The 21,449-nt window shown below is 30.4% G+C and carries 22 protein-coding genes; 8 read left to right on the plus strand and 14 right to left on the minus strand.

Annotation, left to right across the window (positions count from 1 at the left end):
- Nucleotides 1-10 precede the first annotated feature (10 nt).
- Entirely contained in the window at nt 11-676 is a 666-nt protein-coding gene (locus tag AX016_RS12790) for a uracil-DNA glycosylase (RefSeq protein ID WP_100895977.1), read from the minus strand.
- A gap of 66 nt (nt 677-742) precedes the next feature.
- Here AX016_RS12790 and AX016_RS12795 point away from each other — a divergent pair, with 66 nt between their 5' ends.
- Entirely contained in the window at nt 743-2,239 is a 1,497-nt protein-coding gene (locus tag AX016_RS12795; RefSeq protein WP_100895978.1) for a YfcC family protein, read from the plus strand.
- 160 nt (nt 2,240-2,399) lie between these two features.
- Here the strand turns inward: AX016_RS12795 and AX016_RS12800 are convergent, their stop codons facing one another.
- The 4 genes from AX016_RS12800 to AX016_RS12815 all read right to left on the minus strand — a co-directional run bounded on the left by AX016_RS12800 (nt 2,400) and on the right by AX016_RS12815 (nt 4,538).
- Nucleotides 2,400-2,999 carry a DUF6642 family protein gene (locus AX016_RS12800; protein WP_100895979.1) on the minus strand — a complete coding sequence of 200 codons (600 nt, stop codon included), beginning with the start codon at nt 2,997-2,999 and terminating at the stop codon, nt 2,400-2,402.
- A 58-nt stretch (nt 3,000-3,057) separates the two neighbouring features.
- On the minus strand, nt 3,058-3,579 hold the full coding sequence (locus AX016_RS12805) for a DUF421 domain-containing protein (protein ID WP_100895980.1): 522 nt from the start codon (nt 3,577-3,579) through the stop codon (nt 3,058-3,060).
- A gap of 162 nt (nt 3,580-3,741) precedes the next feature.
- Nucleotides 3,742-4,212 (minus strand): nucleoside deaminase, encoded by a 471-nt coding sequence (locus AX016_RS12810; protein ID WP_100895981.1) that lies wholly within the window; start codon nt 4,210-4,212, stop codon nt 3,742-3,744.
- A gap of 134 nt (nt 4,213-4,346) precedes the next feature.
- A complete protein-coding gene (locus AX016_RS12815; RefSeq protein WP_027075965.1) occupies nt 4,347-4,538 on the minus strand; it encodes a cold-shock protein in 192 nt (63 codons plus the stop codon).
- 357 nt (nt 4,539-4,895) lie between these two features.
- Here AX016_RS12815 and AX016_RS12820 point away from each other — a divergent pair, with 357 nt between their 5' ends.
- Together AX016_RS12820 and AX016_RS12825 are read left to right on the plus strand one after the other, a co-directional pair.
- Nucleotides 4,896-5,465, plus strand: a complete 570-nt coding sequence (locus tag AX016_RS12820; RefSeq protein ID WP_100895982.1) for a Crp/Fnr family transcriptional regulator — start codon at nt 4,896-4,898, stop codon at nt 5,463-5,465.
- An 81-nt stretch (nt 5,466-5,546) separates the two neighbouring features.
- Complete coding sequence (locus tag AX016_RS12825; protein ID WP_100895983.1) at nt 5,547-6,290, plus strand: acyl-CoA desaturase; 744 nt, start codon at nt 5,547-5,549, stop codon at nt 6,288-6,290.
- A 71-nt stretch (nt 6,291-6,361) separates the two neighbouring features.
- Here AX016_RS12825 and AX016_RS12830 read toward each other — a convergent pair whose 3' ends face one another.
- Entirely contained in the window at nt 6,362-6,961 is a 600-nt protein-coding gene (locus tag AX016_RS12830; protein ID WP_100895984.1) for a hypothetical protein, read from the minus strand.
- Between the two features lie 238 nt (nt 6,962-7,199).
- Between AX016_RS12830 and AX016_RS12835 the strand changes: the two genes are divergently transcribed.
- Nucleotides 7,200-8,060, plus strand: a complete 861-nt coding sequence (locus AX016_RS12835; RefSeq protein ID WP_100895985.1) for a sigma-70 family RNA polymerase sigma factor — start codon at nt 7,200-7,202, stop codon at nt 8,058-8,060.
- 98 nt (nt 8,061-8,158) lie between these two features.
- Here the strand turns inward: AX016_RS12835 and AX016_RS12840 are convergent, their stop codons facing one another.
- The 7 genes from AX016_RS12840 to AX016_RS12870 form a co-directional block, all read right to left on the minus strand.
- Nucleotides 8,159-8,896: a LytR/AlgR family response regulator transcription factor gene (locus tag AX016_RS12840; protein ID WP_100895986.1), complete on the minus strand. Its 738-nt coding sequence runs from the start codon at nt 8,894-8,896 to the stop codon at nt 8,159-8,161.
- Nucleotides 8,897-8,899: 3 nt separating this feature from the next.
- Nucleotides 8,900-9,940 carry a sensor histidine kinase gene (locus AX016_RS12845; protein WP_232732626.1) on the minus strand — a complete coding sequence of 347 codons (1,041 nt, stop codon included), beginning with the start codon at nt 9,938-9,940 and terminating at the stop codon, nt 8,900-8,902.
- A gap of 5 nt (nt 9,941-9,945) precedes the next feature.
- Nucleotides 9,946-11,166: an ABC transporter permease gene (locus AX016_RS12850; RefSeq protein WP_100895987.1), complete on the minus strand. Its 1,221-nt coding sequence runs from the start codon at nt 11,164-11,166 to the stop codon at nt 9,946-9,948.
- Between the two features lie 2 nt (nt 11,167-11,168).
- Nucleotides 11,169-11,912 carry an ABC transporter ATP-binding protein gene (locus AX016_RS12855; RefSeq protein WP_100895988.1) on the minus strand — a complete coding sequence of 248 codons (744 nt, stop codon included), beginning with the start codon at nt 11,910-11,912 and terminating at the stop codon, nt 11,169-11,171.
- Between the two features lie 5 nt (nt 11,913-11,917).
- A complete protein-coding gene (locus tag AX016_RS12860) occupies nt 11,918-13,123 on the minus strand; it encodes an efflux RND transporter periplasmic adaptor subunit (protein ID WP_100895989.1) in 1,206 nt (401 codons plus the stop codon).
- An 11-nt stretch (nt 13,124-13,134) separates the two neighbouring features.
- Nucleotides 13,135-14,463 (minus strand): TolC family protein, encoded by a 1,329-nt coding sequence (locus AX016_RS12865; protein ID WP_100895990.1) that lies wholly within the window; start codon nt 14,461-14,463, stop codon nt 13,135-13,137.
- A gap of 255 nt (nt 14,464-14,718) precedes the next feature.
- Complete coding sequence (locus AX016_RS12870; RefSeq protein WP_100895991.1) at nt 14,719-15,477, minus strand: hypothetical protein; 759 nt, start codon at nt 15,475-15,477, stop codon at nt 14,719-14,721.
- A 333-nt stretch (nt 15,478-15,810) separates the two neighbouring features.
- Here AX016_RS12870 and AX016_RS12875 point away from each other — a divergent pair, with 333 nt between their 5' ends.
- Genes AX016_RS12875 through AX016_RS12890 form a run of 4 tightly spaced genes read left to right on the plus strand, consistent with a single transcriptional unit; the run spans nt 15,811 to nt 20,902 of the window.
- The gene (locus AX016_RS12875; RefSeq protein ID WP_100895992.1) at nt 15,811-16,491 is read left to right on the plus strand and encodes a TetR/AcrR family transcriptional regulator; all 681 of its coding nucleotides are present in this window, start codon (nt 15,811-15,813) and stop codon (nt 16,489-16,491) included.
- The gene (locus AX016_RS12880) at nt 16,481-18,148 is read left to right on the plus strand and encodes a peptidase domain-containing ABC transporter (protein ID WP_100895993.1); all 1,668 of its coding nucleotides are present in this window, start codon (nt 16,481-16,483) and stop codon (nt 18,146-18,148) included. Before AX016_RS12875 ends, AX016_RS12880 begins: the two co-directional genes overlap by 11 nt.
- 3 nt (nt 18,149-18,151) lie before the next feature.
- Complete coding sequence (locus AX016_RS12885) at nt 18,152-19,507, plus strand: HlyD family secretion protein (protein ID WP_100895994.1); 1,356 nt, start codon at nt 18,152-18,154, stop codon at nt 19,505-19,507.
- A gap of 6 nt (nt 19,508-19,513) precedes the next feature.
- Nucleotides 19,514-20,902, plus strand: coding sequence for a TolC family protein (locus tag AX016_RS12890; RefSeq protein ID WP_100895995.1), 1,389 nt, complete (start codon nt 19,514-19,516; stop codon nt 20,900-20,902).
- A 55-nt stretch (nt 20,903-20,957) separates the two neighbouring features.
- On the opposite strand, the gene AX016_RS12895 is transcribed toward AX016_RS12890, so the two are convergent.
- Complete coding sequence (locus AX016_RS12895) at nt 20,958-21,443, minus strand: Mpo1 family 2-hydroxy fatty acid dioxygenase (RefSeq protein ID WP_100895996.1); 486 nt, start codon at nt 21,441-21,443, stop codon at nt 20,958-20,960.
- Nucleotides 21,444-21,449: the final 6 nt, after the last annotated feature.

Consider the following 21,449-nt stretch of genomic DNA (forward strand, 5'->3'; position numbering starts at 1 on the left):
ATAAGCTCAATTACCATTCTACCTGTGCCTTTCCACTATCTTTTAGAATGGTATTTGCAGCGCTAAAATGTTTGTTTCCAAACCAATACCCTCTATTTGCGCTTAAAGGAGATGGGTGTCCGCTTGTTAAAATATGATGCTTTTTAGTATCTATTAATTTTGATTTCTTTTTGGCAAATCCACCCCAAAGTAAAAAAATAACACCTTCTTTTTCCTCAGATATTTTACTAATAACAGTATCTGTAAACGTTTCCCATCCTTTTTTTTGATGACTACCAGCCTCGTGCGCTTTAACAGTTAATGTAGCGTTTAATAACAAAACACCCTGTTTAGCCCATCGTTCTAAATTACCACTTTCAGGATACGATATATTTAAATCGGTTTCTAATTCTTTAAAAATATTTATTAGTGAGGGCGGATGCTTAATATCATCTTTTACAGAAAAACACAATCCGTTTGCCTGGTTTGGTCCGTGATAGGGATCTTGACCAATAATTACCACTTTAGTATCATTAAAAGAACTCCAATTAAAGGCAGCAAATATGTCTTTTTTTTCAGGATAACATGTATTTTTTTTATACTCTGTAGTAACAAAAGAAGTAAGCTCTTTAAAATACTCTTTTTTAAACTCTGGTAAAATAATATGACTCCAACTTTCTGGTATACTTGTTTTCATTCTTTATCAAAACTAATTATTCAACTAAAATAATACTATCTTTAAACCCTTGAAAAAATATACGCATTGAAAAAATTAAAATTTCCTTCTGCACAAGCAATTTTATTGGTAATAGCAGCACTTGTAGCTGTTTTAACATATTTAGTGCCGGCTGGTAAATACGACACATTAACGTATAATGAAGCTGATAATACTTTTGTTAGAAAAAGTGGATCAGAATCTACTGTAATACCTGCCACTAAAGAGGTACTAACTACATTGCACATTAATATTCCTTTAGAAAAATTTAAAAACGGAGATATAAGAAAGCCTATAGGTATACCTGATACTTATAAAGAGATTGAGGCACAACCACAAGGTGTAGCAGCTTTTTTAAAATCGCCTATAAAAGGAATAATTGAAGCTGCAGACATCATTTTTTTAGTCTTAATTATTGGTGGTTTAATTGCCATAATGAATTTAACTGGTGCATTTGATGCCGGAATTGCCTGGTTAGCTAATAAGTTACAGGGAAAAGAATACATATTAATAATTTTGGTTACTTGCCTTATTGCTTTAGGCGGAACAACTTTTGGTTTAGAAGAAGAAATAATAGCCTTTTACCCTATTTTAATTCCAATATTTTTAGCTGCTAAATATGATGCAATGGTTGCTTTGGCATCTATTTACATTGGTTCATGTATAGGTACTTTAGCTTCTACCATAAATCCGTTTAGTGTTATTATAGCATCTAATGCAGCTGGTATAAACTGGACATCTGGTATAGATGGTAGAGTTATTACACTTGTTTTGGGTTTAATTATTTGTATTGTTTACATTACTAGATATGCACAGCGTGTTAAAAAGGACCCTACTAGGTCTATTATTTATGACCAAAAAGCAGAGATAGAACACTTATTTGGATCAGACGCTAGTAAGACTAACTTAAAATTAACTGGTAGACTACGCTTAATATTGCTTGTATTTACAGCTTGTTTTGTTGTAATGGTATACGGTGTATCTAGTTTAGACTGGTGGTTTGTAGAGATGACAACTGTGTTTTTAGTAGGCTCTATAATCATAGGCATTATTGCAAAAATTAAAGAAACACAATTTATAGATACTTTTGTTAAAGGTGCAGGAGACCTTTTGGGAGTTGCTTTTATTATAGGTATTGCCAAGGGTGTAACCGTTTTAATGCAAGATGGTGCAATAGGAGATACATTATTATACTATGCCTCTAGTGTTACTAGCGGTATGGAAAAAGGTATTTTTATTAACTCTGTAATGTTGGTGTATAGCGGACTTTCATTTTTTATACCTTCTACATCTGGTATGGCTGTTTTAAGTATGCCTATAATGTCGCCTTTAGCAGACACAGCAGGTATTGGCAGAGAAATGATTGTAAATGCGTATTTGTATGGTATGGGATTATTTAAGTTTATAAACCCTACCGGATTAATACTTGCTTCTTTAGCAATTGTGAAGGTTGGTTACAATAAATGGCTAAAATTTGTATGGCCTTTAGTAGCTATTTTAACCATATTTTTAATGGTAGTGCTTACTGTATCTGTTTATTTATAAATAAAACTAGCTTTATATTTATACAGTGATAGAAATTATTTTTTTCAACAACGTTAAAAAATAGAGTTGTCACAAATGGCGTATTTTGTAATTATGTACAGATATTTTTAAATACGCGATTCTCGTAGATTTGGAATTTTAAGTAAAAAATAATTTCTACTTAGTAGTACAATCTAAAATCTAGTAGTTTACACATTTTATAATGCCTTTGGTGTAACTCTTCTACAACATCAAACATATTATCATCTTCTTTAAATAAATTAAAGAATGCTTTATCTAGTTCTGAGCTGGTTACCCCATTAAATTCATTACCATAGCCAGAAACACCTTTAGCACCAGTTATGTCTATAAAATACTGAGCTTCTTCTTCGTCTAAATCTAAGACTTTAGCATTAGAAAAGTGTAAAATTTTATCTTGTAATTTACCTTCAAAAATTTCTGCTATTTCTTGTAAACTATAATAATAGTCATTTAGGCAAATACTATTAGCTTCGCCAGTTATCACTAAGTAAATTATTTCGTAGTTTTTAAAATTATGATCATCTAAAAGCAGTGTATTTAAACTAGCTTCTAAACCTTCAATAGTGTCACAAGTTTTATAAATACTAGCTACTCCATATTGCTTAGTTAACTCTCCTAATTTTTTTTGAGCATCAGTAACTGTATCAATTTCTATATCATCTACCGCTTCTAAACAGTAAATAAAATAATCTGGATCTATTAATTCTTCTTGGGGTAATTGTTGCCTTTTTTCTAACAAACTTTAGTATTTATGATAACAAATAAAATGCAAAAATAATACTTATCTTTTAGTCTATTTATTTTTTAACACCCGTTAAAATTTCATCAGACAAGCCAATATCTTTACTCTTATGTATTACAGATATATCTCCGGTACTCTCTAAAACAACAGCTAAAGCTTCACTTTTATCTTTTACATTTGCCTCTCTAAGCTTAGCGTAAACATCTTTAGCATCTACATTTGTTTTTCTTAAATTATTAAGGATAAATTCTCCGTTTTCCATTAATAACATTGGTTTATTGGTAAACAAATTATTAAACCATTCAAAATTTCGTTTGCAATATGAAAAAACAGATTGAAATAAGATGATGCCACCCAAAGCTATTGCTCCTTTAGTAATAGATTGCCCTGAGTTTAAAACTATAGATGCTAATATAGAGCCTATTGCTATTGTAGAAGCAAAGTCAAAACTAGACATTTTTGCAAAAGTTCTTAGCCCAGATATTCTGGTAATTACAATAATTATTGTAAAAATTGCTAAAATACTTAGTATAACTCTTCCTATAATATCACCTGAGGCAAACAACCAATTTTCCATATCTATTTTTTTATTTCAAAACTATAGATATTAGTATTTTGTAATTGTCTTAATTAGATTTTATGTTAACGCTATACATTTTTTAGCCTTTTAAATAAAAAAGCACTAACAAAACCAGATGTTTACTAGTTTAATTAGTGCTTAAAACGGAATACTCTTTAATTAATACTCTGTTTTATCTTCTTTTTTAGTCCATTCGTTAAAAGGCTTTATTGCTATCTCTGGAGACAATTGCTCAAACGGGATGCTTCTTTCATTGTATGGTAACGGAATTTCTTTGTAAATAAACTCGTCATCAAACCCAATATTAGCAGCATCTGCTTGGCTACTACCGTAGTAAACTTTGTCTGGTCTAGCCCAATAAATAGCACCTAAACACATAGGGCAAGGCTCACAAGAGGTATAAATTGTACAACCATCTAACTGAAAAGAATCTAAATTTTTACACGCATCTCTAATTGCAGTAACCTCTGCATGTGCAGTTGGGTCGTTAGTAGATGTTACTTTATTATTTCCTTTTCCTATAATTTTACCATCTTTTACTATAACGCAACCAAATGGTCCGCCTTCATTGTTTTGCATTCCTCTTAAAGCTGCATTTACAGCTTCTTGCATAAACTTTTCATTACTCATTTTATTTCTATTTTTTAGCAAAATACAAATCATTTTAAAATAAGCTCATATTTATTACAATTACTCGTTTTTGGGCATAAAAAAAAGTCCATCAAACTAATGATGGACTTTTTGTAAAAACTTGAAATATATATTTAGATAACTTTTACGTTTACTGCATTTAATCCTTTGTTTCCTTCTTGTAAGTCAAATTCAACTTCATCACCTTCACGGATTTCATCAACTAATCCTGAAATGTGTACAAAATGATCTTTCTCTACTCCTTCTTCAGTTATAAATCCGAATCCTTTTGTGTCGTTGAAAAACTTTACTGTTCCTTTACTCATAATAATATTGTATTAATAATTTGATATCAATAGTGCAAAGATAGTGCCAATAAAAATAGAAAGGCTCTTTTTTGTAACTTATTATTAATAAATAAATTACAAAAAATATTTAAAGTACTAATTAAAATGATTTTTAGTTGGTTTTATTACTGAAAATTTAATTGTTATTTAAAGGTATTTCTATTTCAAAAGGTACACTAATAGTATGCTTATTTATATAGTTATAAAATGTATAATTCTCTTTATCTATTTTTGATGAACTCTAAACTATATTAATAGTAATAATATCTCTAAATTGATGGTGAAAAACCAGTAATACGTATCTTTACAAACTTAAAACACTAGTATTTATAAGGTTTGGAGCAGATAAAAGCGTACTTAGATCAAATAGCAACAATTTCTAATGAAGATTGGGAGTTTTTCACTTCTAAATTACAACGTAGAGTAATACCCAAAAAAGAGGTTTTTTTAAAGCTAAATGAAATAGAAAACCATATTTCTTTTATAGAAACTGGTGTAGTACGTTTGTTTATACCAAAGGATAACCCAGACAAAGAAATTACGTTTGGTTTTAGTTTTGACAATCAGTTTATTAGTGCATACGACTCTTTTTTAACTCAGCAGCCCTCTGCATACGAGTTACAAGCACTTACCAAAACCACTTTATTAAGTATAACTTATGAAGATTTGCAGCAAGTATATGCAAAAACACAAATTGGTAATTTTATAGGTAGGTTAACAGCAGAGCGTTTATTTTTAATAAAGTCTAAACGAGAGCAAAACTTACTTAACCTTACTGCAGAAGAACGTTACCTAAAGTTATTTAAAGAACGTCCAGAACTTTTAAAGGTAATTCCGTTAAAGTACATAAGTTCTTACATTGGTATTACAGCACAGGCTCTAAGCCGTATAAGAAAGCGCCTATAAGCCAGCATATATTGGCTTTTTATTGATTTAGGTTCATTGTTTTGCGAAAAACTCCAATTTACCTTTGCAAAAAAAAGTTATATGGCAGTAGTCATTTTTGTTTTGGTGTTATGGTACGGAGGTTTATTTTTTCAGTCGTTCTTTTTACACCGTTATGCAGCCCACCAAGTTTTTACAATGTCTAAAACTATGGAGCGTATTACCTTTGTATTAACCTGGATTTTTCAAGGTTCTAGTTATTTAAGTGCCTATGGTTATGGCGTAATGCACCGCATGCACCACGCCTATACAGACACAGAAAAAGATCCGCACTCCCCTGCCTATGACGACAATTTGTTTTCTATGATGTGGCGTACAAAAACAGTATACCAAGACATTAATAAAGAGCGTATTGCAGTAGACAAACGTTTTACTAAAAATGTACCACAATGGAAATCTTTTGATGCTTTTGCAAGTTCTAGATTCTCTAGACTTTTATGGATAGCACTATACATTTTATTCTTTGCCTATTTTACTACAGCCGCTTGGCAATGGGCTTTGTTACCAATTGCTTTTTTAATGGCACCAATACACGGCGTTATTATTAACTGGTTTGGACACATTTACGGTTACGTAAATTTTAAAATGAAAAACACTAGTAAAAACCTTTTTAGGTTCGATTTTTTAATGATGGGCGAAGGTTACCACAACAACCACCACAAATATGCTAGTAGAGCTAATTTTGGAGTAAAATGGTACGAGGTAGATGTTACCTATGTTATTATTAAAATACTTAATGCCTTTGGACTTATTAAGCTTAGAACTATTAAAGTATCTAGTAAATAAGTTGTTTTATAGTATAAATATCGTTTTTAGTTTTACGTAATACTTTCGTAGGTCGGCCTAAAAGAATATTCTTATTGAATATTTTTCTTTTGTACTATTACTAAATCCTCTATTGTATCATTTATTTTTTTTATTGACTTATTTATATTTTCCAAGAAAAATGGAATTCGACCGACATAAGTATTCGGAGGAGTTATTTTACCTATACCACTGGTTTCTGCAATGCTTAAATCAAAAGTTGTTTTTATTTTTCTTTTAGTAATATCCTCATATGAAGCTTCAATTTTAATAGTTTCATTATTCACCTTAGTATGATTCTCTTTGTTAACATTAAGTAAATAATAATTAAATTTTTGATTTGGATAAAATGCTGCTACCCCGTTTTTAAACACACCTTTATTTTTCACATCAAAATAGTCATCAGAATAACTACTTAAATTACTTAAAAAAATAAAATTAACATTCAACGCAGTTCCAAAACCTTTGTTTTCTAGAACTAAATAAACATAATTAGTTTCTATTTCCCCTCGTTCAAAATATATCCTAATATCTGGCTTAAGTTGAAATTCCCTCATCATTCTTGTCTCTTTTACAAGTTTCCAAGTTAATATCGCATATACAATAGTTGAAAGAGTTACTATTCCTGAAAATATAATTTGTAAAATTTCCATATTTATTTTAAATAATAATTAACCCAAACCTACAAAAATTAACAAGTAGCCTATTACGCTTTTCCGTAATGCTTTCCAATAGTTATTAATTAAACAATAAAACAATTAAAAAAAGGTACTATTTTAACCGTAAACAATACTTTTTCCTAATTAAATTGATAAAATATGCAATTTAATTAGGAAATACGTAAAAAAAATAGTATTATAAAGTAAGAGAATTATTAACTAAAACACATATATGAGGCAACTAAAGATCACGAAGCAAATTACAAACAGAGATACAAAATCATTAGAGAAGTATTTTCAAGAAATATCTAAATTAGATATGGTTACCGTTGATGAGGAAGTAGAACTGGCAAAAAGAATACGAGAAGGTGATCAGGTTGCTTTAAACAAATTAGTAAATGCAAATCTACGTTTTGTAGTTTCTGTTGCTAAACAATACCAAGGTAGTGGTTTACGGCTATCAGACTTAATAAACGAAGGTAATGTAGGGCTTGTAAAAGCGGCACAACGTTTTGATGAAACTAGAGGTTTTAAATTTATATCATACGCCGTTTGGTGGATTAGACAATCTATTTTACAAGCAATATCTCAACTATCTAGGTTAGTGCGTTTACCATTAAATAAAATTGGAGAAATTAGTAAAATAAACAAAGTATTTTCTTCTTTAGAACAAAACTACCAAAGACCCCCAAATGCTGTAGAAATTGCTAAGGAATTAGATATGAGTGCCAGCCAAGTAAAAGGTGCTCTAAAAAACACAGGCAAACACTTATCTATGGATGCTCCTTTTGCAGAAGGAGAATCGTCTAACCTTTACAATGTTATATCATCTAAAGAAGCTAATAGTCCAGACGCTAAAATGATGCAAGAATCACTTAGCTCAGATATTACTCAGCTTTTAAAGAACTTACCTCCTAGAGAAAGCGAAATTATACGTTTGTATTACGGTATAGGAGAAAAAACACCATTAAGCTTATCTGAAATTGGAGAACTTTTTGATTTAAGTAGAGAACGTGTTAGGCAAATTAGAGAAAAGGCTATTTTATTGCTACGCAGAAAGCCACAAAACCAACTTTTAAAAGCGTATTTATAGTATTTTTTTATAAACCAATTATAAATACAACTAACCAATACAGAATTAAAAGAGAGTCATTTTTATAAAATGACTCTCTTTTTGTATAAATTCTACTCTTACGTATTAAAAGAGTTGTTTTGTATGTAAGCTAAAAACTGTGGTTTGTATTGTTCTGAGACGGTTATACGCTGATTGTTTATTACTATCTGACTACGTTCTATAACTTCTATGTTCTTTAAAGAAACAATAAAAGAACGGTGTACACGCATAAAATCTGTACTTGGTAATTCTTCTTCTAACGCTTTTAAACTTTTTAAAGTAAGTATGGGTTTAGGGTTGTTTTTAAGCCAAATTTTTATGTAATCTTTTAAACCTTCAAAATACAACACATCTGCTAATTTTATGCGTAGTTGTTTATACTCAGACTTTACAAACAAAAACTCTTTTTCATTTGTTTGCTTTGTTTGCTGCTCGTTACGTTTGGTTAGACTAAACCAATTGTTTGCTTTATTGGCTGCGCTTAAAAACTCTGCATAATCAAACGGTTTTAACAGGTAATCTAAGGCTTCTACTTTAAAGCTTTCTAAAGCATACTGGTCAAAAGCTGTGGTAAAAATTACACGTGTATTTTTGGGTAACATTTTAGAAAATTCTATCCCTGTTAAATCTGGCATCTGTATGTCTAAAAATAATAAGTCTACAGGGTTTTCTTGTATAAAACTTAATGCTTCTATAGCACTATTGCACTTATTTTTTAGCTCTAAAAAAGGTGTTTTTTGTACATAGTTCTCCACTAAATTAAGTGCCATAGGCTCATCATCTACAATAACACAAGTAATTTTTGAGATACTCATAATTTAACTAGTTTCAATTTCTAATTGGGCAACAAAATTATTGTCTTCTACGCTTGTAGTAAACAAATGCTTGTTTGGGTACAACAACTGTAACCGTTTTTCTATATTAGGTAAGCCAATACCAGAACCACTTTTATCGTCTGTTTTTTTAGGAAAATTAGTATTTACAATAGTAAAAAGTACTTTGTTATTGGTACAGCTCATCTGTATATTAATACTACTATCTTTACTTGCAGAAACACCGTGTTTAAAAGCGTTTTCTATTAAAGATATAAATAATAATGGAGCAATTTTTATTCCTGTTTCTGTAGTAAGAAAACTATAATTTACTGTTGTTTTATGAGATACACGCAATTTCATTAATTCTATGTATTTTTTCATAAAATCTATTTCTTTAGATAATGAAACCTGCTCTACATTAGTTTCATACAACATATAACGCATAAGTTTACTTAAACTATGTATAGCTGTTTTAGCCTCGTCTGGCGATACATCTACCATAGCATAAATATTATTTAATGAGTTAAAAAAGAAATGTGGTTGCAACTGATAGTGTAAATGTTGTAACTCTGACTTTAATTTAAAATTAGCAGCCTCTTTACGTTCTGCCTCAGTTTTAACCCAGCGTTTGGTTGTTTTAACCGCAATAGAAAACAACAATGGCGCCATATATGATACCATTTGAACATAAATAAACATTTTAAATCTTGGGCCTCCACCTTCTTTGGTATTGACACGATTTTTGGTTAGCTCTTCAAAAAAAGTTGCTTCTATAGTCTCTTTACAAAAAATGAAAAAAGAAATTATAATTATGTTGATACCTACAAACCAAATTGTTTTTTTTGGAAACAAAAATTTATCAATTAGCACAAAATAATTAAAGTAAAATAGAATTGCTGAAAACACTAATGGAGTCCAAAAATGAATAACAACTCTATTTATTTCTTGTTCCTGTCCGTAAGATAATAAGTAAGGCATACTAAAGAGTACAAACCAGACCAGTATATGCGATAATAGGGTTATATTTTTGTTTTTTAACATCATATATATTATTCGTAACGTAAAGCAGTTATAGGGTCTAAAGCAGAAGCTTTTCTTGCAGGATACCATCCAAAAAAGATACCTGTAATTGCACAAACTGCAAAAGATATTATTATAGAATACATAGCTACACTTGTTGGCCAATTTAAGAATTTTTCTATAAATACAGTTGCTCCCAGCCCTAAGATTACACCAAGCACACCACCTGTAATACTTATTAAAATTGCTTCTATTAAAAATTGCATTAAAATATCAGATCCTTTTCCGCCAACAGCCATTCGTAATCCAATTTCTTTTGTACGTTCTTTTACAGACACATACATAATATTCATAATACCTATACCTCCTATTAATAAAGATATACTGGCTACTGCAACTAGTAAAATAGTAAGCATTTCACTAGTAGAACTAAATGTAGAAATTAACTCCTCCATAGACCGTACACTAAAATCATCTTCTTGATTGGCTTGCAGCTTATGTTCTGTTCTTAAAATTTCAGATACTTGTGTTACTGCTGCTGGTGCATCATCTTCGCTAATTGCAGAAGCTATTATTTGGTTTAGATGGTCTATTGCCAAAATACGTTTTTGAACTGTTGTATAAGGAGCAATTACCACATCATCTTGGTCTTGACCAAAGGTGTTTTCTCCTTTTTCTTCTAAAACACCAATTACTTTAAACGGAATATTATTAAAACGAATCATTTGCCCTACTGGCTCTTGACCATCTGGAAAAACGTTTTCTACCACAGTCTGACCAATTACTGCTACTTTAGAAGCAGAAGTTACCTCGGCATCTGTAAACATACTACCACTTTGCAAACCAACAACCTTAATGTCTAAATATTCAGGGTTTACACCATAAATTGAAGAAGGCCAGTTGTTAGAACCATTAATAACCTGTCCAGAACCATTTACCACGGGAGTTATATAACTAAGCAAAGTAGATTGCTCTTTTATAGTTTTGTAATTAGCAAGTGTTAAAGTTTGTACATCTCCACCACTACCTCTAGCAGGTCCTCTGCTATCTGCTCCTGGTTGTATGGTTATCATATTAGATCCCATTGCAGAAATAGTAGTACGTATACTTTCTTTAGAGCCTTCTCCTATTGCAAGCATTGCAATTACAGAAGCTACACCAATGATAATACCTAACATGGTAAGCAAGGTTCTTGTTTTATTAAGAATAATTGCTTTTGTTGCTATTTTAAATAAGTTTAATAGTCTCATAATTAATGGTCTTGTTTAGGTAATTTAGCCAATTCATCTGCCGCAGATTGTACTTTATGATTTTTATAATCTTGCATAATTTCGCCATCTTTTAACACAATAGTTCTGCTACTAAACGTAGCAATATCAGGCTCATGCGTAACAAATGTTATAGTTATACCTTGTTTATTTAATTCTTGAAATAACGACATAATCTCGTAAGAGGTACGCGTATCTAAATTTCCTGTAGCTTCATCTGCTAAAATCATAACCGGATTATTAACTAAAGATCTAGCAATAGCTACACGTTGTTGTTGCCCTCCAGACAACTGTGCTGGTGTATGGTGTAATCGCTCTCCTAACCCTACCATTTGTAAAGCTTTAATAGCACGTTCTCTACGTTCATCAGACGAAACTTTACTGTTGTACAACAACGGTAGTTCTACATTTTCAATAGCAGATGTTCTTGCAAGTAAATTGTAAGATTGAAAAATGAAACCAATTTTTTCGTTTCTAATGGTTGCTAATTGATTTCTGTTTAAATCCTTTACACTAACACCATCAATCTCATACAAACCAGAGGTTGGCTGGTCTAAACATCCTAAAATATTTAGCATTGTACTTTTACCAGATCCACTAGAACCCATTATGGTTACAAACTCACCTTCTTTAATATCAAATGATATTCCTTTTAGCGCATGAACAGTTTCTGTACCCATAGTAAACTCTCGTTTTAGGTTTTCTATTTTGATAATTTCTTTACTCATAGCTATTATTTTTTTCTGTTACCTCCTGGACGTTGTGGCATAAATGGACTTTCGCTTTTCTCTGAAGTTTCTGCTTCTGATTTAGACACACCTTTTAAGCTGTATACTAATTTATCACCCTCATTAACACCACTTAAAATTTGAACATTTACACCATCACTAGCACCAAGTGTTACTACTTTAGGCACAATAGCACCATTAGATTCTAATACCCAAAGTGTTTTATTTTCTCTAGATCTTTCACCATTACTAGCCTCTAATTTATGTTGCTGATTGTATGCTAAAAAGGTTTCTCTTTCTGGTTTAAAGTTAATTGCTTTAGCTTCTGCTGTTAATACATTATTTAACTCTAAAGTAAAAATAGAAATGGTTGCCGTTAAACCTGGTTTAAGTTTTAAATCTTCATTTTCTGCTTTAATTACAACAGTATAAGTAACTACATTAGAGGTTACTGTAGGATCTAAACGTACTTGTGTAACTATACCATTAAACTTTTCTCCTATGTAGGCATCTACTGTAAACTCTACACGTTGTCCTTCTATAACTTGTCCTATATCTGCCTCATCTACATTTGCCTCTACTTGCATTTCTTTTAAATCTTGTGCAATGGTAAATAATGTAGGTGTACTATAACTAGCAGCTACTGTTTGTCCTTCTTCTATATCTCTAGACAAAACCACACCATTTATTGGCGAGTAAATATTAGCATATCCTAAATTTGTTATTGCAGATTGTAAGTCAGAATAACGTTGAGTTACCGTTCCTTTTGCTGTTTGATAGGCGTATGCTGCATCATCAAAATCAGATTTACTTATAACTTGATTGTCATATAAAGTTTTTTGCCTGTCGTAAATTGTTTTTGTATAATTTTTTTGACTAATTGCATTATCATAAACAGCTTGTGCTTGTGTCTTTGCAGCTTGTAAATTAGTTTTGTCCAATTCTGCTATAAGTTGTCCTTCCTTAACAACACTATTGTAGTCAACATAAATTTTTTCAACTACGCCAGATACTTGTGTACCAACATCTACCTGGTTAATAGGCTCCATGGTTCCGGTAGCAGTTACCATTGTAGTAACATTTGCTTTTTTAGCAGTAACTGTTTTAGGTTCTATAATTATTGCATTATCGCTTTTAAAAAAGCTGTACCCAACAATTGCTAGTGCAGTTAATACTATACTGACTATTATTATGTTTTTTTTATTTTTCATAACTATATTGATTAAAGTTTTATGTCGTTTCCTTGGTAAAATTGTAATAATTCGTGATATAAAATATGTAGATACTTTGCTTGTAAATAGTCTTCTTGTGCACTGGTATAAGTGTTTTGACTAATTACCAAATCTGTTGTACTTAAGCCTCCTAACTCATATTTTTTTTGAGCTAATTGGTAAGACTGTTTAGCAGCTTCCATAGAAGACTCTGCAGCAAACAATTGCTCTTGAGCTGATATTGCATTTTGATAAGCAGTTTCTACTTTACGATATATTTCTTTTTCTGTAGATAGCTTTGCTATTTGTGCTTTTTCAATATTAATTTCTGCATTTTGAACAGCCGCTTTGGTTTGATTTTTATTAAAAATTGGAATGTTAAGAGACAAACCTATTCGTTGGTTAAAATTAACTTCAAACTGATCTGAAAATGTGTTATTATTAATACTTGTATAACCTGTTCCTATGCTTGATGTTAAAGACAAAGTTGGTAAATAAGCTCCTTTAGCAATATCTAAATCTTTTTTGCTAGACGCTATATTTAAATCACTAGCATTTACCTCTGGTAGAATACCTAGAGCCTTACTATATATTTCTGTTTTATCTAATAATATAGATGAGTAATCTGTGTTGTTGTCTAGTGGCTCTATCACTATATCATTAGCAGGGTTTAGCTCTAGTAATTGTTTTAAGGCTATAACATATTGCTGATATGTGTTTTTAGCATTTATTAAAGTATACTTATTAGATGCTTGCTGACTTTGAGCTTCTGTATAATCATTAAGTGCTATTGTACCAGCATCTAACCTTGCTTTAGCACGTTCTACCTCTGCCTCAGATGATTTTAAGTTGTTTTCTGCTATAGCAATACCTTCTTTAGCGTGTAACACTTGCAAGTAATTTTCTAAAACACTTAAAATAATATTGTTTTTAGCCTCTTCTTGCAAAAACAAACTTTGGTTTGCAAGTATTTTATTTTTTGCAATTTCATTGTTAATTTGATTGCCCTGAAAAAGTGCAACTGAACTATTTAAACCTACATTGGTACTATATATTTGATCTGTTACAAAATCACTTGTAATAGGATCTATAGAGCTACCATTGGTAAAGCTTTGAGACGCAGAGCCAAAAAGATTTGGCAACCTAGAAGATTTAGCTTTAAAATAAGCTACATCTGCTTGAGATTTGTCTAATGCTGCATCTTTTAGTGTTATGTTATTTTCTACAGCATAGGTAATACAATCTTGTAGTGTCCAAGTTGTTTTTGCTAATGCTTCATTTGTTTGTGCAAAACTTACTTGCACTAAAAAGCCTATGGTTATAATTAGTAATCGTTTCATATAACGTGTATTTTAATTTACACTTCAAAAGTGAAACAAAAGCCAACCATAATAAAGTGTAATAGACGTTTGGGGTTATTCTCTATACCAAAACCCTATTTTAATCGATGAGATTTTGAGCAACTAAATACAATTATAGATTATAAGTATAAGTGTTAATGCGTTGTATTTACAGCTAATTAAAAAACATAACGCAAAAAAAAACCGACTACGGTTACGTAATCGGTATTTAATAAACTATAATGGTTAGTGTTTCTATTTATTTTTTTTTGGATAAAGCTTAAACCAAAAATCTATTTTATTTTCTGTTGTTGCAGTTCTTTGCGGAGGTACACCACTGTTTCCTCTACCAGCACCACCACGACCACCGCCTCTGCCGCCAGAAGGTCTGCCTTGGCCACCACCTTGTCTACCGCCCATACTTACACTAGGCTGTTGTTGGTTTTGTGCTAACTTATTAGAAACAATACCTATAGATAGCTTAGTCAAATCTACCTTGTCTTCAGATATTTTAGAAGCCGGAATTTTTAAATGATATACTAAAATTGGACCTTGATTGGCATCTTCATAATTATAGTTCATTGTAATTCCTAAATCATTTATATCTAAATTAAAATCTCTAGAAGAATCAAAATAGGTGTAATTTGCCTTTTTAGGAGCATTTTCAATCATTTTTGCTATATCGGGACCTTTTTGCTCACTATTTTTATCTTTTTCTCTACGTTCTCCTCTTTCTGGTTTAGAACCTTTTTCTGGTCGTCCTGCGTTTAAAGGATATTGTATACTTACATTTTTCTTCTTCTTCCCTTTTACATCAAAATATATAGTATAGCCACGGTGCAACATAGATTGCATAGTTTCTTTAAACTCTGAGCGCAGCGTTAAATACAAATTTTCACCATCAAAAATTACTTTGTATTCTACATTATCCTCACGCCCTGTTAGAGAATCTTTTTCCTGTGCAGTAAGAACTGTACAGATTAAAATAAGTATAGCAGTTAATTTTATTTTCATAGTCTTATTGTAATTACATTCTTTATTCAAATCTATGTATTAAAAATTCCTCAAAAAGTAAATTTCTGTAAACACCATTCAATTTTCAGTGAAACCTCCACTCCATTAGGTTTTTGTTACTTAATCATTTCAATTATTATTACTAATACTCTACCTAAGTTATATATTCAAAAAAAATGACTATCAACTTTTAACATATATTTAATTATTACTCTAAAGGCCATATTCTACTAGTATTTTCTTAATTTTATCGTAGTCACATTGGGCTAATTAATAGACAGTATTTCTTTTTTAATAGTATTACTATTATATTTGCATATAATAGTTTTAGTTATGAAAAAATTACTTTCAAACATTAAAATAGAAATACCTGAAGGAATTTATTTAAAAGATCCTGAATCATCTACATTAGGTAAAAAAATTATAGAACACAGTATTGTTCTTTTAGAAGAAATTGGTTTTGAAGATTTTACATTTAAAAAACTAGGTAAAAATATTGGCTCTAATGAGAGTTCTATTTATAGGTATTTTGAGAGTAAACATAAGCTACTTATGTACCTAACAGCTTGGTACTGGGGTTGGGTAGAATACCAACTAGTTATAGAAACTTATAGCATTACAGACACTTCAGAAAAATTAAAAAAAGCTATAGAGGTTGTTACCAAAACTACAGAACAAGATAATAAGTATGGCCACATAAACGAGGAGTTACTGTATTCTATTATTGTTAATGAAAACTCTAAGGCTTATTATACCAAAGGCGTAGATCAAGATAATAAAGAAGGTTTTTTTATGCCATATAAACGTACTGTACAGCGTATTGCAGAAATTATTACAGCTTACAGCCCTACTTATAAATACCCTTTAAGTTTTGCTAGTAATTTAGTAGAAGGTGCTTTACACCAGCACTTTTTAAAACTACATTTTAAGTCTATTACAAACTGTAATAGCAAAATTACACCAACAGATTTTTATACAGACTTAACTTTTAAAACACTACTAAATGTCAAATAAAACTTTAACACCTTGGAAACGATTTTTGGGGTTATTGCAGTTAGAGCGTAAAGATATATTACAAATTGGTTATTATGCTGTTTTTGAAGGGATTGTAGCACTTAGCTTACCTATTGGTATACAAACTATTATAAATTTATTACAAGGTGCACAAGTATCTGCTTCTTGGATTGTTTTAATTGTTTTAGTTACTATAGGAGTTGCTTTTTCTGGTGTACTAAAACTAATGCAAATAAGAATTATAGAAACAATACAACAGCGTATTTTTACACGCGCCTCTTTTGAGTTAAGCTATCGTTTTCCTAAAATAAAAATGGTAGAATTAAGAAATTTACACTTTCCGGAATTGGCAAATAGGTTTTTTGATACCTTAACAATACAAAAAGGGTTATCTAAAATTTTAATAGATGTACCCTCTGCCCTATTGCAAATAATTTTTGCTCTAATTTTACTTTCTTTTTACCATCCGTTTTTTATTCTATTTGGAATATTGTTGGTTCTTTTAGCATATGTTGTTTTTAAATACACTTCTCAAAAAGGATTAGACACTAGTTTAAATGAATCTAAAAATAAATATAGAGTTGCTCACTGGTTACAAGAAATTTCTAGATCTGTAATTAGTTTTAAACTGTCTGGTAAAACATCATTAGCATTAGAAAAAACAGATTATTTGGTAGATAAGTATTTAAAATCTAGAGAAAGTCACTTCTCTATTTTAAAGGTACAATTTTTACAAATGATAGGGTTTAAAGTTATAGTAACAGCGGGTTTATTATCTATTGGTGGTTTTTTAGTACTAGACCAACGTATGAATATAGGACAGTTTGTTGCTGCTGAAATTATAATTTTATTAGTTATAAATTCTGTTGAAAAATTAATATTAGGTTTAGAATCTTTTTACGATGTTCTAACCTCTATTGAAAAACTTGGTCAAATTGTAGATAAACCTTTAGAACCACAAACAGGTGAAATTATTAATGAAAAGGATGATTTTACTTTAGAATTAAATAACATATCATATACTGTAGGAGAAAGAAATAAAACAATTTTAAAAGATATATCTTTTACGGTTAACCCTAAAGATAGAGTTTTAGTTACTGGAGAAAGTGGATCTGGAAAGTCTACTTTGTTACAATTAATGGCAGGTGTTGTATTACCTACAAGTGGCTATTTACACGTGAACGACTTGGCTATTAGTGGTTTATTTATAAATAACTATAGAGCTAACTTAGGAATGTCTTTATTTGAAGAAACTACGTTTGAAGGTAGTATTAGAGAAAATGTAACCTTTGGAGACGAGGAGATTAGTGATGAAGCTATATACACTACTTTTCAGCACTTAGGATTAATAGATTTTCTAAAACAACAAACTTTAGGTTTAAATACAATATTAATACCAGAAGGCAAGCAAATTGCTTACACAACAACTAAAAAATTGGTTTTAGCTAGAGCAATAGTTAAACAACCCAAGGTATTAATTTTAGAAAATCCATTAGATTTATTTGAGGAACAAGAAGCAAATCAAATTATAGATTATTTATCGCTAAAAACTCACCCTTGGAGTTTGATAATTGTTAGTAATAATAGAAGTTGGGAAAATAAATGTAATAAGAAAATAACATTAAAAAATGGTGTTATAATCTCTTCTAAATCATAAGCTATGCTAAATATATCTAAAAATCAAGTAGCTAAAAATATAGACTTATCTAACTATAGGTCTGGAAAAGAAATATTTAATAAAGAGTATCACAAAGGTTTTAAAAATTTTCTAAAATTTTTTAGTGTCTTTTTACTGCTAATTCTCTTTTTGCCTTGGACACAAAACATCACAAGCCAAGGTAATGTTACCACTCTTAAGCCTAACCAAAGACCACAAACATTACAATCTCAAATTCCAGGTCGTGTAGAGCAATGGTATGTACAAGAGGGTAATTTTGTAGAAAAAGGTGATACTATACTTAGAATATCAGAAGTAAAAAGCGATTATTTTGATGAAAATTTAGCGCAAAGAACTAATGATCAACTTACAGCTAAGTCTTCTTCTGTAGTTGCTTATAAAAACAAAACTGATGCCTTAAAAAACCAAATAGCAGCTTTGCAACAAGAGCGTGTTTTAAAATTAGAACAAGCAAAAAATAAAGTAGCACAAACTGCTTTAAAAGTTACCAGTGATAGTATAGACCTTGAGGCTTTAAAAATTAACGCAGATATTGCAAATACACAATACCAACGTACAATTGCATTACAGACAGAAGGTATAAAAGCAGTTAAAGATGTAGAAGAAAAGCAATCTAAATTACAAGAAATAAATGCCAAGCTAACATCACAACAAAACAAATTGCTAAGCACTAGACAAGACTTAATTAACAGCAAGTTAGCCATAGGAACTTTACGTGCTACTTATGCAGATAAAATTGCAAAAGCACAAAGTAGTTTATATACTGCAGAATCTAGCGGATTAGACACAGAAGCGCAAGTTTCTAAACTAGAGACTAGTTTGGCTAATTACACCAAACGTAGTAGTTTATTATACATTACTGCCCCACAAGCTGGTTACATTAATAAAACAATAAAAGCAGGTATAGGAGAAACCTTTAAAGAAGGAGAACCATTAGTAAATATTATGCCTGCTAATTATGATTTAGCTGTAGAAATGTATGTTAGCCCAATAGACCTACCTTTAATACATATTGGTGAAGATGTGCGCGTACAGTTTGATGGTTGGCCGGCAATTGTTTTTAGTGGTTGGCCAAATGTATCTTATGGTACCTATGGAGCAAAAATTGTAGCCATAGAAAATTTTATTAGTGCTAACGGAAAATATAGAGTTTTACTAAAACCTAACTCTAATGAGGTTGCTTGGCCAGAAGCCATACGCGTTGGCTCTGGTGCTAAAACAATAGCTTTATTAGAAAATGTTCCTATTTGGTTTGAGATTTGGCGACAAATAAATAGTTTTCCACCAAATTACTATACTCCAAAAGCTCCCAAAGAAACAGCTTCACCTAAAAAATAAATACAAATGAGGAATTATATTATATTATTTTGTTCTTTATTTTGTGTTTTTACTCACGCACAGGGTAATGATAGTATTCTTAGCTTAGAAGAGTATTTAGGTTACGTAAAAAAATATCATCCTATAGTTAAGCAAGCGCGTTTAATAACTACAGAAAGTGAGGCCAAATTAATGAAATCTAGAGGTGCTTTTGACCCTAAATTAGAAGTAGACTTTAACAATAAAGAATTTAAAGGAACTACTTATTATGATAAACTAAACGCTGCTTTTAAAATACCTACCTGGTATGGCATAGAGCTAAAAGCAAATTATGAAAATAATGACGGTACCTATTTAAATCCAGAATACAATACTCCAGATGATGGTTTGTATAGTGCTGGTGTTTCTGTTTCTTTAGCTAAAGGCTTATTAACTAATAAAAGAATGGCCACTTTAAAACAGGCCAAATTGTATACAAAACAAGCTAGTGCTAAACAAAAACAAATAATAAACGACTTTTTGTTTGCTGCTACAGAAGCTTATTTTAACTGGTTAAAAAACTACAAAGCAAAACTTGTTTACGAAGTATATTTAAAAAATGCAGAAACAAGATTAGTAAATGTTAAAAAGAGTTTTTATGCTGGAGACAAGCCTGCAGTAGATACCTTAGAGGCTAATATTAACTATAAAAATAGATTATTAGATATTGAAAAAGCAAAAATTGGTTATTTAAAATCTAAGTTAGAAGTCTCTAATTTTTTATGGTTGCAAAATAATTTGCCTTTAGAAATTGAAGATGCTATTGCACCAGATATAACCACAATTAATAGTATTAATACGGTATTAAATAGTGCTATACTAAACACTACTGATGAGTTGGTTGAAAATCATCCAAAATTAAAAGAATTACAAGCTAAAAAGGAGATATTAACTATTGACAAAAGGTATAAAACCAATAATTTGTTACCTAAAGTAGATTTACAGTATAATTTTTTAAGTTCAGATTATCAAAATTTAGATAGTTTTAATACATCAAACTATAAAACAGGATTAGTAGTTAGTTTTCCTTTGTTTTTGAGAAAAGAAAGAGCAGATTTAAAACTGGCAAAAGTAAAATTACAAGATCTAAATTTTGACATAATGGCTACTAAAGTAAGTTTAAGTAACAAAATAGAAAGCAGTTTACAGGAAATAGAATCTTATAATAATCAGTTTAAAATATTAAATAACCTAGTACTAGATTATAAAAAACTGGTACATACAGAAGAGCGTAAATTTAGTTTAGGTGAAGGTTCTTTATTTTTAGTGAATTACAGGGAGGTAAAACTCATAGAAAGCCAGCTAAAAGAGATAGATACGGAATATAAATTGTTTTTAAGTAAGTCTAAACTATTAAGCACCATTAATGCTTTATAAAAATAAAAACACAGATTAATGCTGTGTTTTTATTTTACAATATTATTATTTGATTTTAAAATTTAATATCCAAAGCCTCAAAAAAGTGGCTCATTGTCCAGGCCGGACCAATCATTAAAAATTGTAAATCCTTTAAAAAAGATGGTTTTTTGCCCTCGTGGTTATGCCCTATAAATTGTCCTACCCAAGCAACTATAAAAATTAGCAACATAGTTAACCACAAAGGAGTAGGAACAAACAGTGCTACAAAATTTATTGTTAAAAGTACTATTGTAGAAAAAAATACCATTCCTACAAACAAAGATTTAGATAATTTATAGTAATAAAATAAACCAAAAATTATTACAAGAGTACCTAAATGAGCATAAGGCAGTAAAAAAGTTGGTAAAATATTTTGTAATTCACTAGGCATAGGTATACTAGCCAACAAGCCAATTAGACTAAAAAAAATAAGTGGTACACAAATATAATGTATAGTTATATTTAGCTTTGTTTGATGACTTACAGCATATTCTGCCAATAGATTATCAATTTTTCTCATAGTTGT

Origin of the sequence: Cellulophaga sp. RHA19 (assembly GCF_002813425.1) — a bacterium.
In the GTDB taxonomy this organism is placed as follows: Bacteria; Bacteroidota; Bacteroidia; order Flavobacteriales; family Flavobacteriaceae; genus Cellulophaga.

Excerpts from the sequence above, each read along its gene's own strand:
- AX016_RS12885 (WP_100895994.1), top strand. The coding sequence starts at position 18,152 with ATGCTAAATATATCTAAAAATCAAGTAGCTAAAAATATAGACTTATCT.
- AX016_RS12840 (WP_100895986.1), bottom strand. The coding sequence starts at position 8,896 with ATGAGTATCTCAAAAATTACTTGTGTTATTGTAGATGATGAGCCTATG.
- AX016_RS12790 (WP_100895977.1), bottom strand. The coding sequence starts at position 676 with ATGAAAACAAGTATACCAGAAAGTTGGAGTCATATTATTTTACCAGAG.
- AX016_RS12865 (WP_100895990.1), bottom strand. The coding sequence starts at position 14,463 with ATGAAACGATTACTAATTATAACCATAGGCTTTTTAGTGCAAGTAAGT.
- AX016_RS12850 (WP_100895987.1), bottom strand. The coding sequence starts at position 11,166 with ATGAGACTATTAAACTTATTTAAAATAGCAACAAAAGCAATTATTCTT.
- AX016_RS12875 (WP_100895992.1), top strand. The coding sequence starts at position 15,811 with ATGAAAAAATTACTTTCAAACATTAAAATAGAAATACCTGAAGGAATT.
- AX016_RS12825 (WP_100895983.1), top strand. The coding sequence starts at position 5,547 with ATGGCAGTAGTCATTTTTGTTTTGGTGTTATGGTACGGAGGTTTATTT.
- AX016_RS12835 (WP_100895985.1), top strand. The coding sequence starts at position 7,200 with ATGAGGCAACTAAAGATCACGAAGCAAATTACAAACAGAGATACAAAA.
- AX016_RS12810 (WP_100895981.1), bottom strand. The coding sequence starts at position 4,212 with ATGAGTAATGAAAAGTTTATGCAAGAAGCTGTAAATGCAGCTTTAAGA.
- AX016_RS12845 (WP_232732626.1), bottom strand. The coding sequence starts at position 9,940 with ATGATGTTAAAAAACAAAAATATAACCCTATTATCGCATATACTGGTC.
- AX016_RS12805 (WP_100895980.1), bottom strand. The coding sequence starts at position 3,579 with ATGGAAAATTGGTTGTTTGCCTCAGGTGATATTATAGGAAGAGTTATA.
- AX016_RS12890 (WP_100895995.1), top strand. The coding sequence starts at position 19,514 with ATGAGGAATTATATTATATTATTTTGTTCTTTATTTTGTGTTTTTACT.
- AX016_RS12830 (WP_100895984.1), bottom strand. The coding sequence starts at position 6,961 with ATGGAAATTTTACAAATTATATTTTCAGGAATAGTAACTCTTTCAACT.
- AX016_RS12880 (WP_100895993.1), top strand. The coding sequence starts at position 16,481 with ATGTCAAATAAAACTTTAACACCTTGGAAACGATTTTTGGGGTTATTG.
- AX016_RS12855 (WP_100895988.1), bottom strand. The coding sequence starts at position 11,912 with ATGAGTAAAGAAATTATCAAAATAGAAAACCTAAAACGAGAGTTTACT.
- AX016_RS12895 (WP_100895996.1), bottom strand. The coding sequence starts at position 21,443 with ATGAGAAAAATTGATAATCTATTGGCAGAATATGCTGTAAGTCATCAA.
- AX016_RS12870 (WP_100895991.1), bottom strand. The coding sequence starts at position 15,477 with ATGAAAATAAAATTAACTGCTATACTTATTTTAATCTGTACAGTTCTT.
- AX016_RS12815 (WP_027075965.1), bottom strand. The coding sequence starts at position 4,538 with ATGAGTAAAGGAACAGTAAAGTTTTTCAACGACACAAAAGGATTCGGA.
- AX016_RS12860 (WP_100895989.1), bottom strand. The coding sequence starts at position 13,123 with ATGAAAAATAAAAAAAACATAATAATAGTCAGTATAGTATTAACTGCA.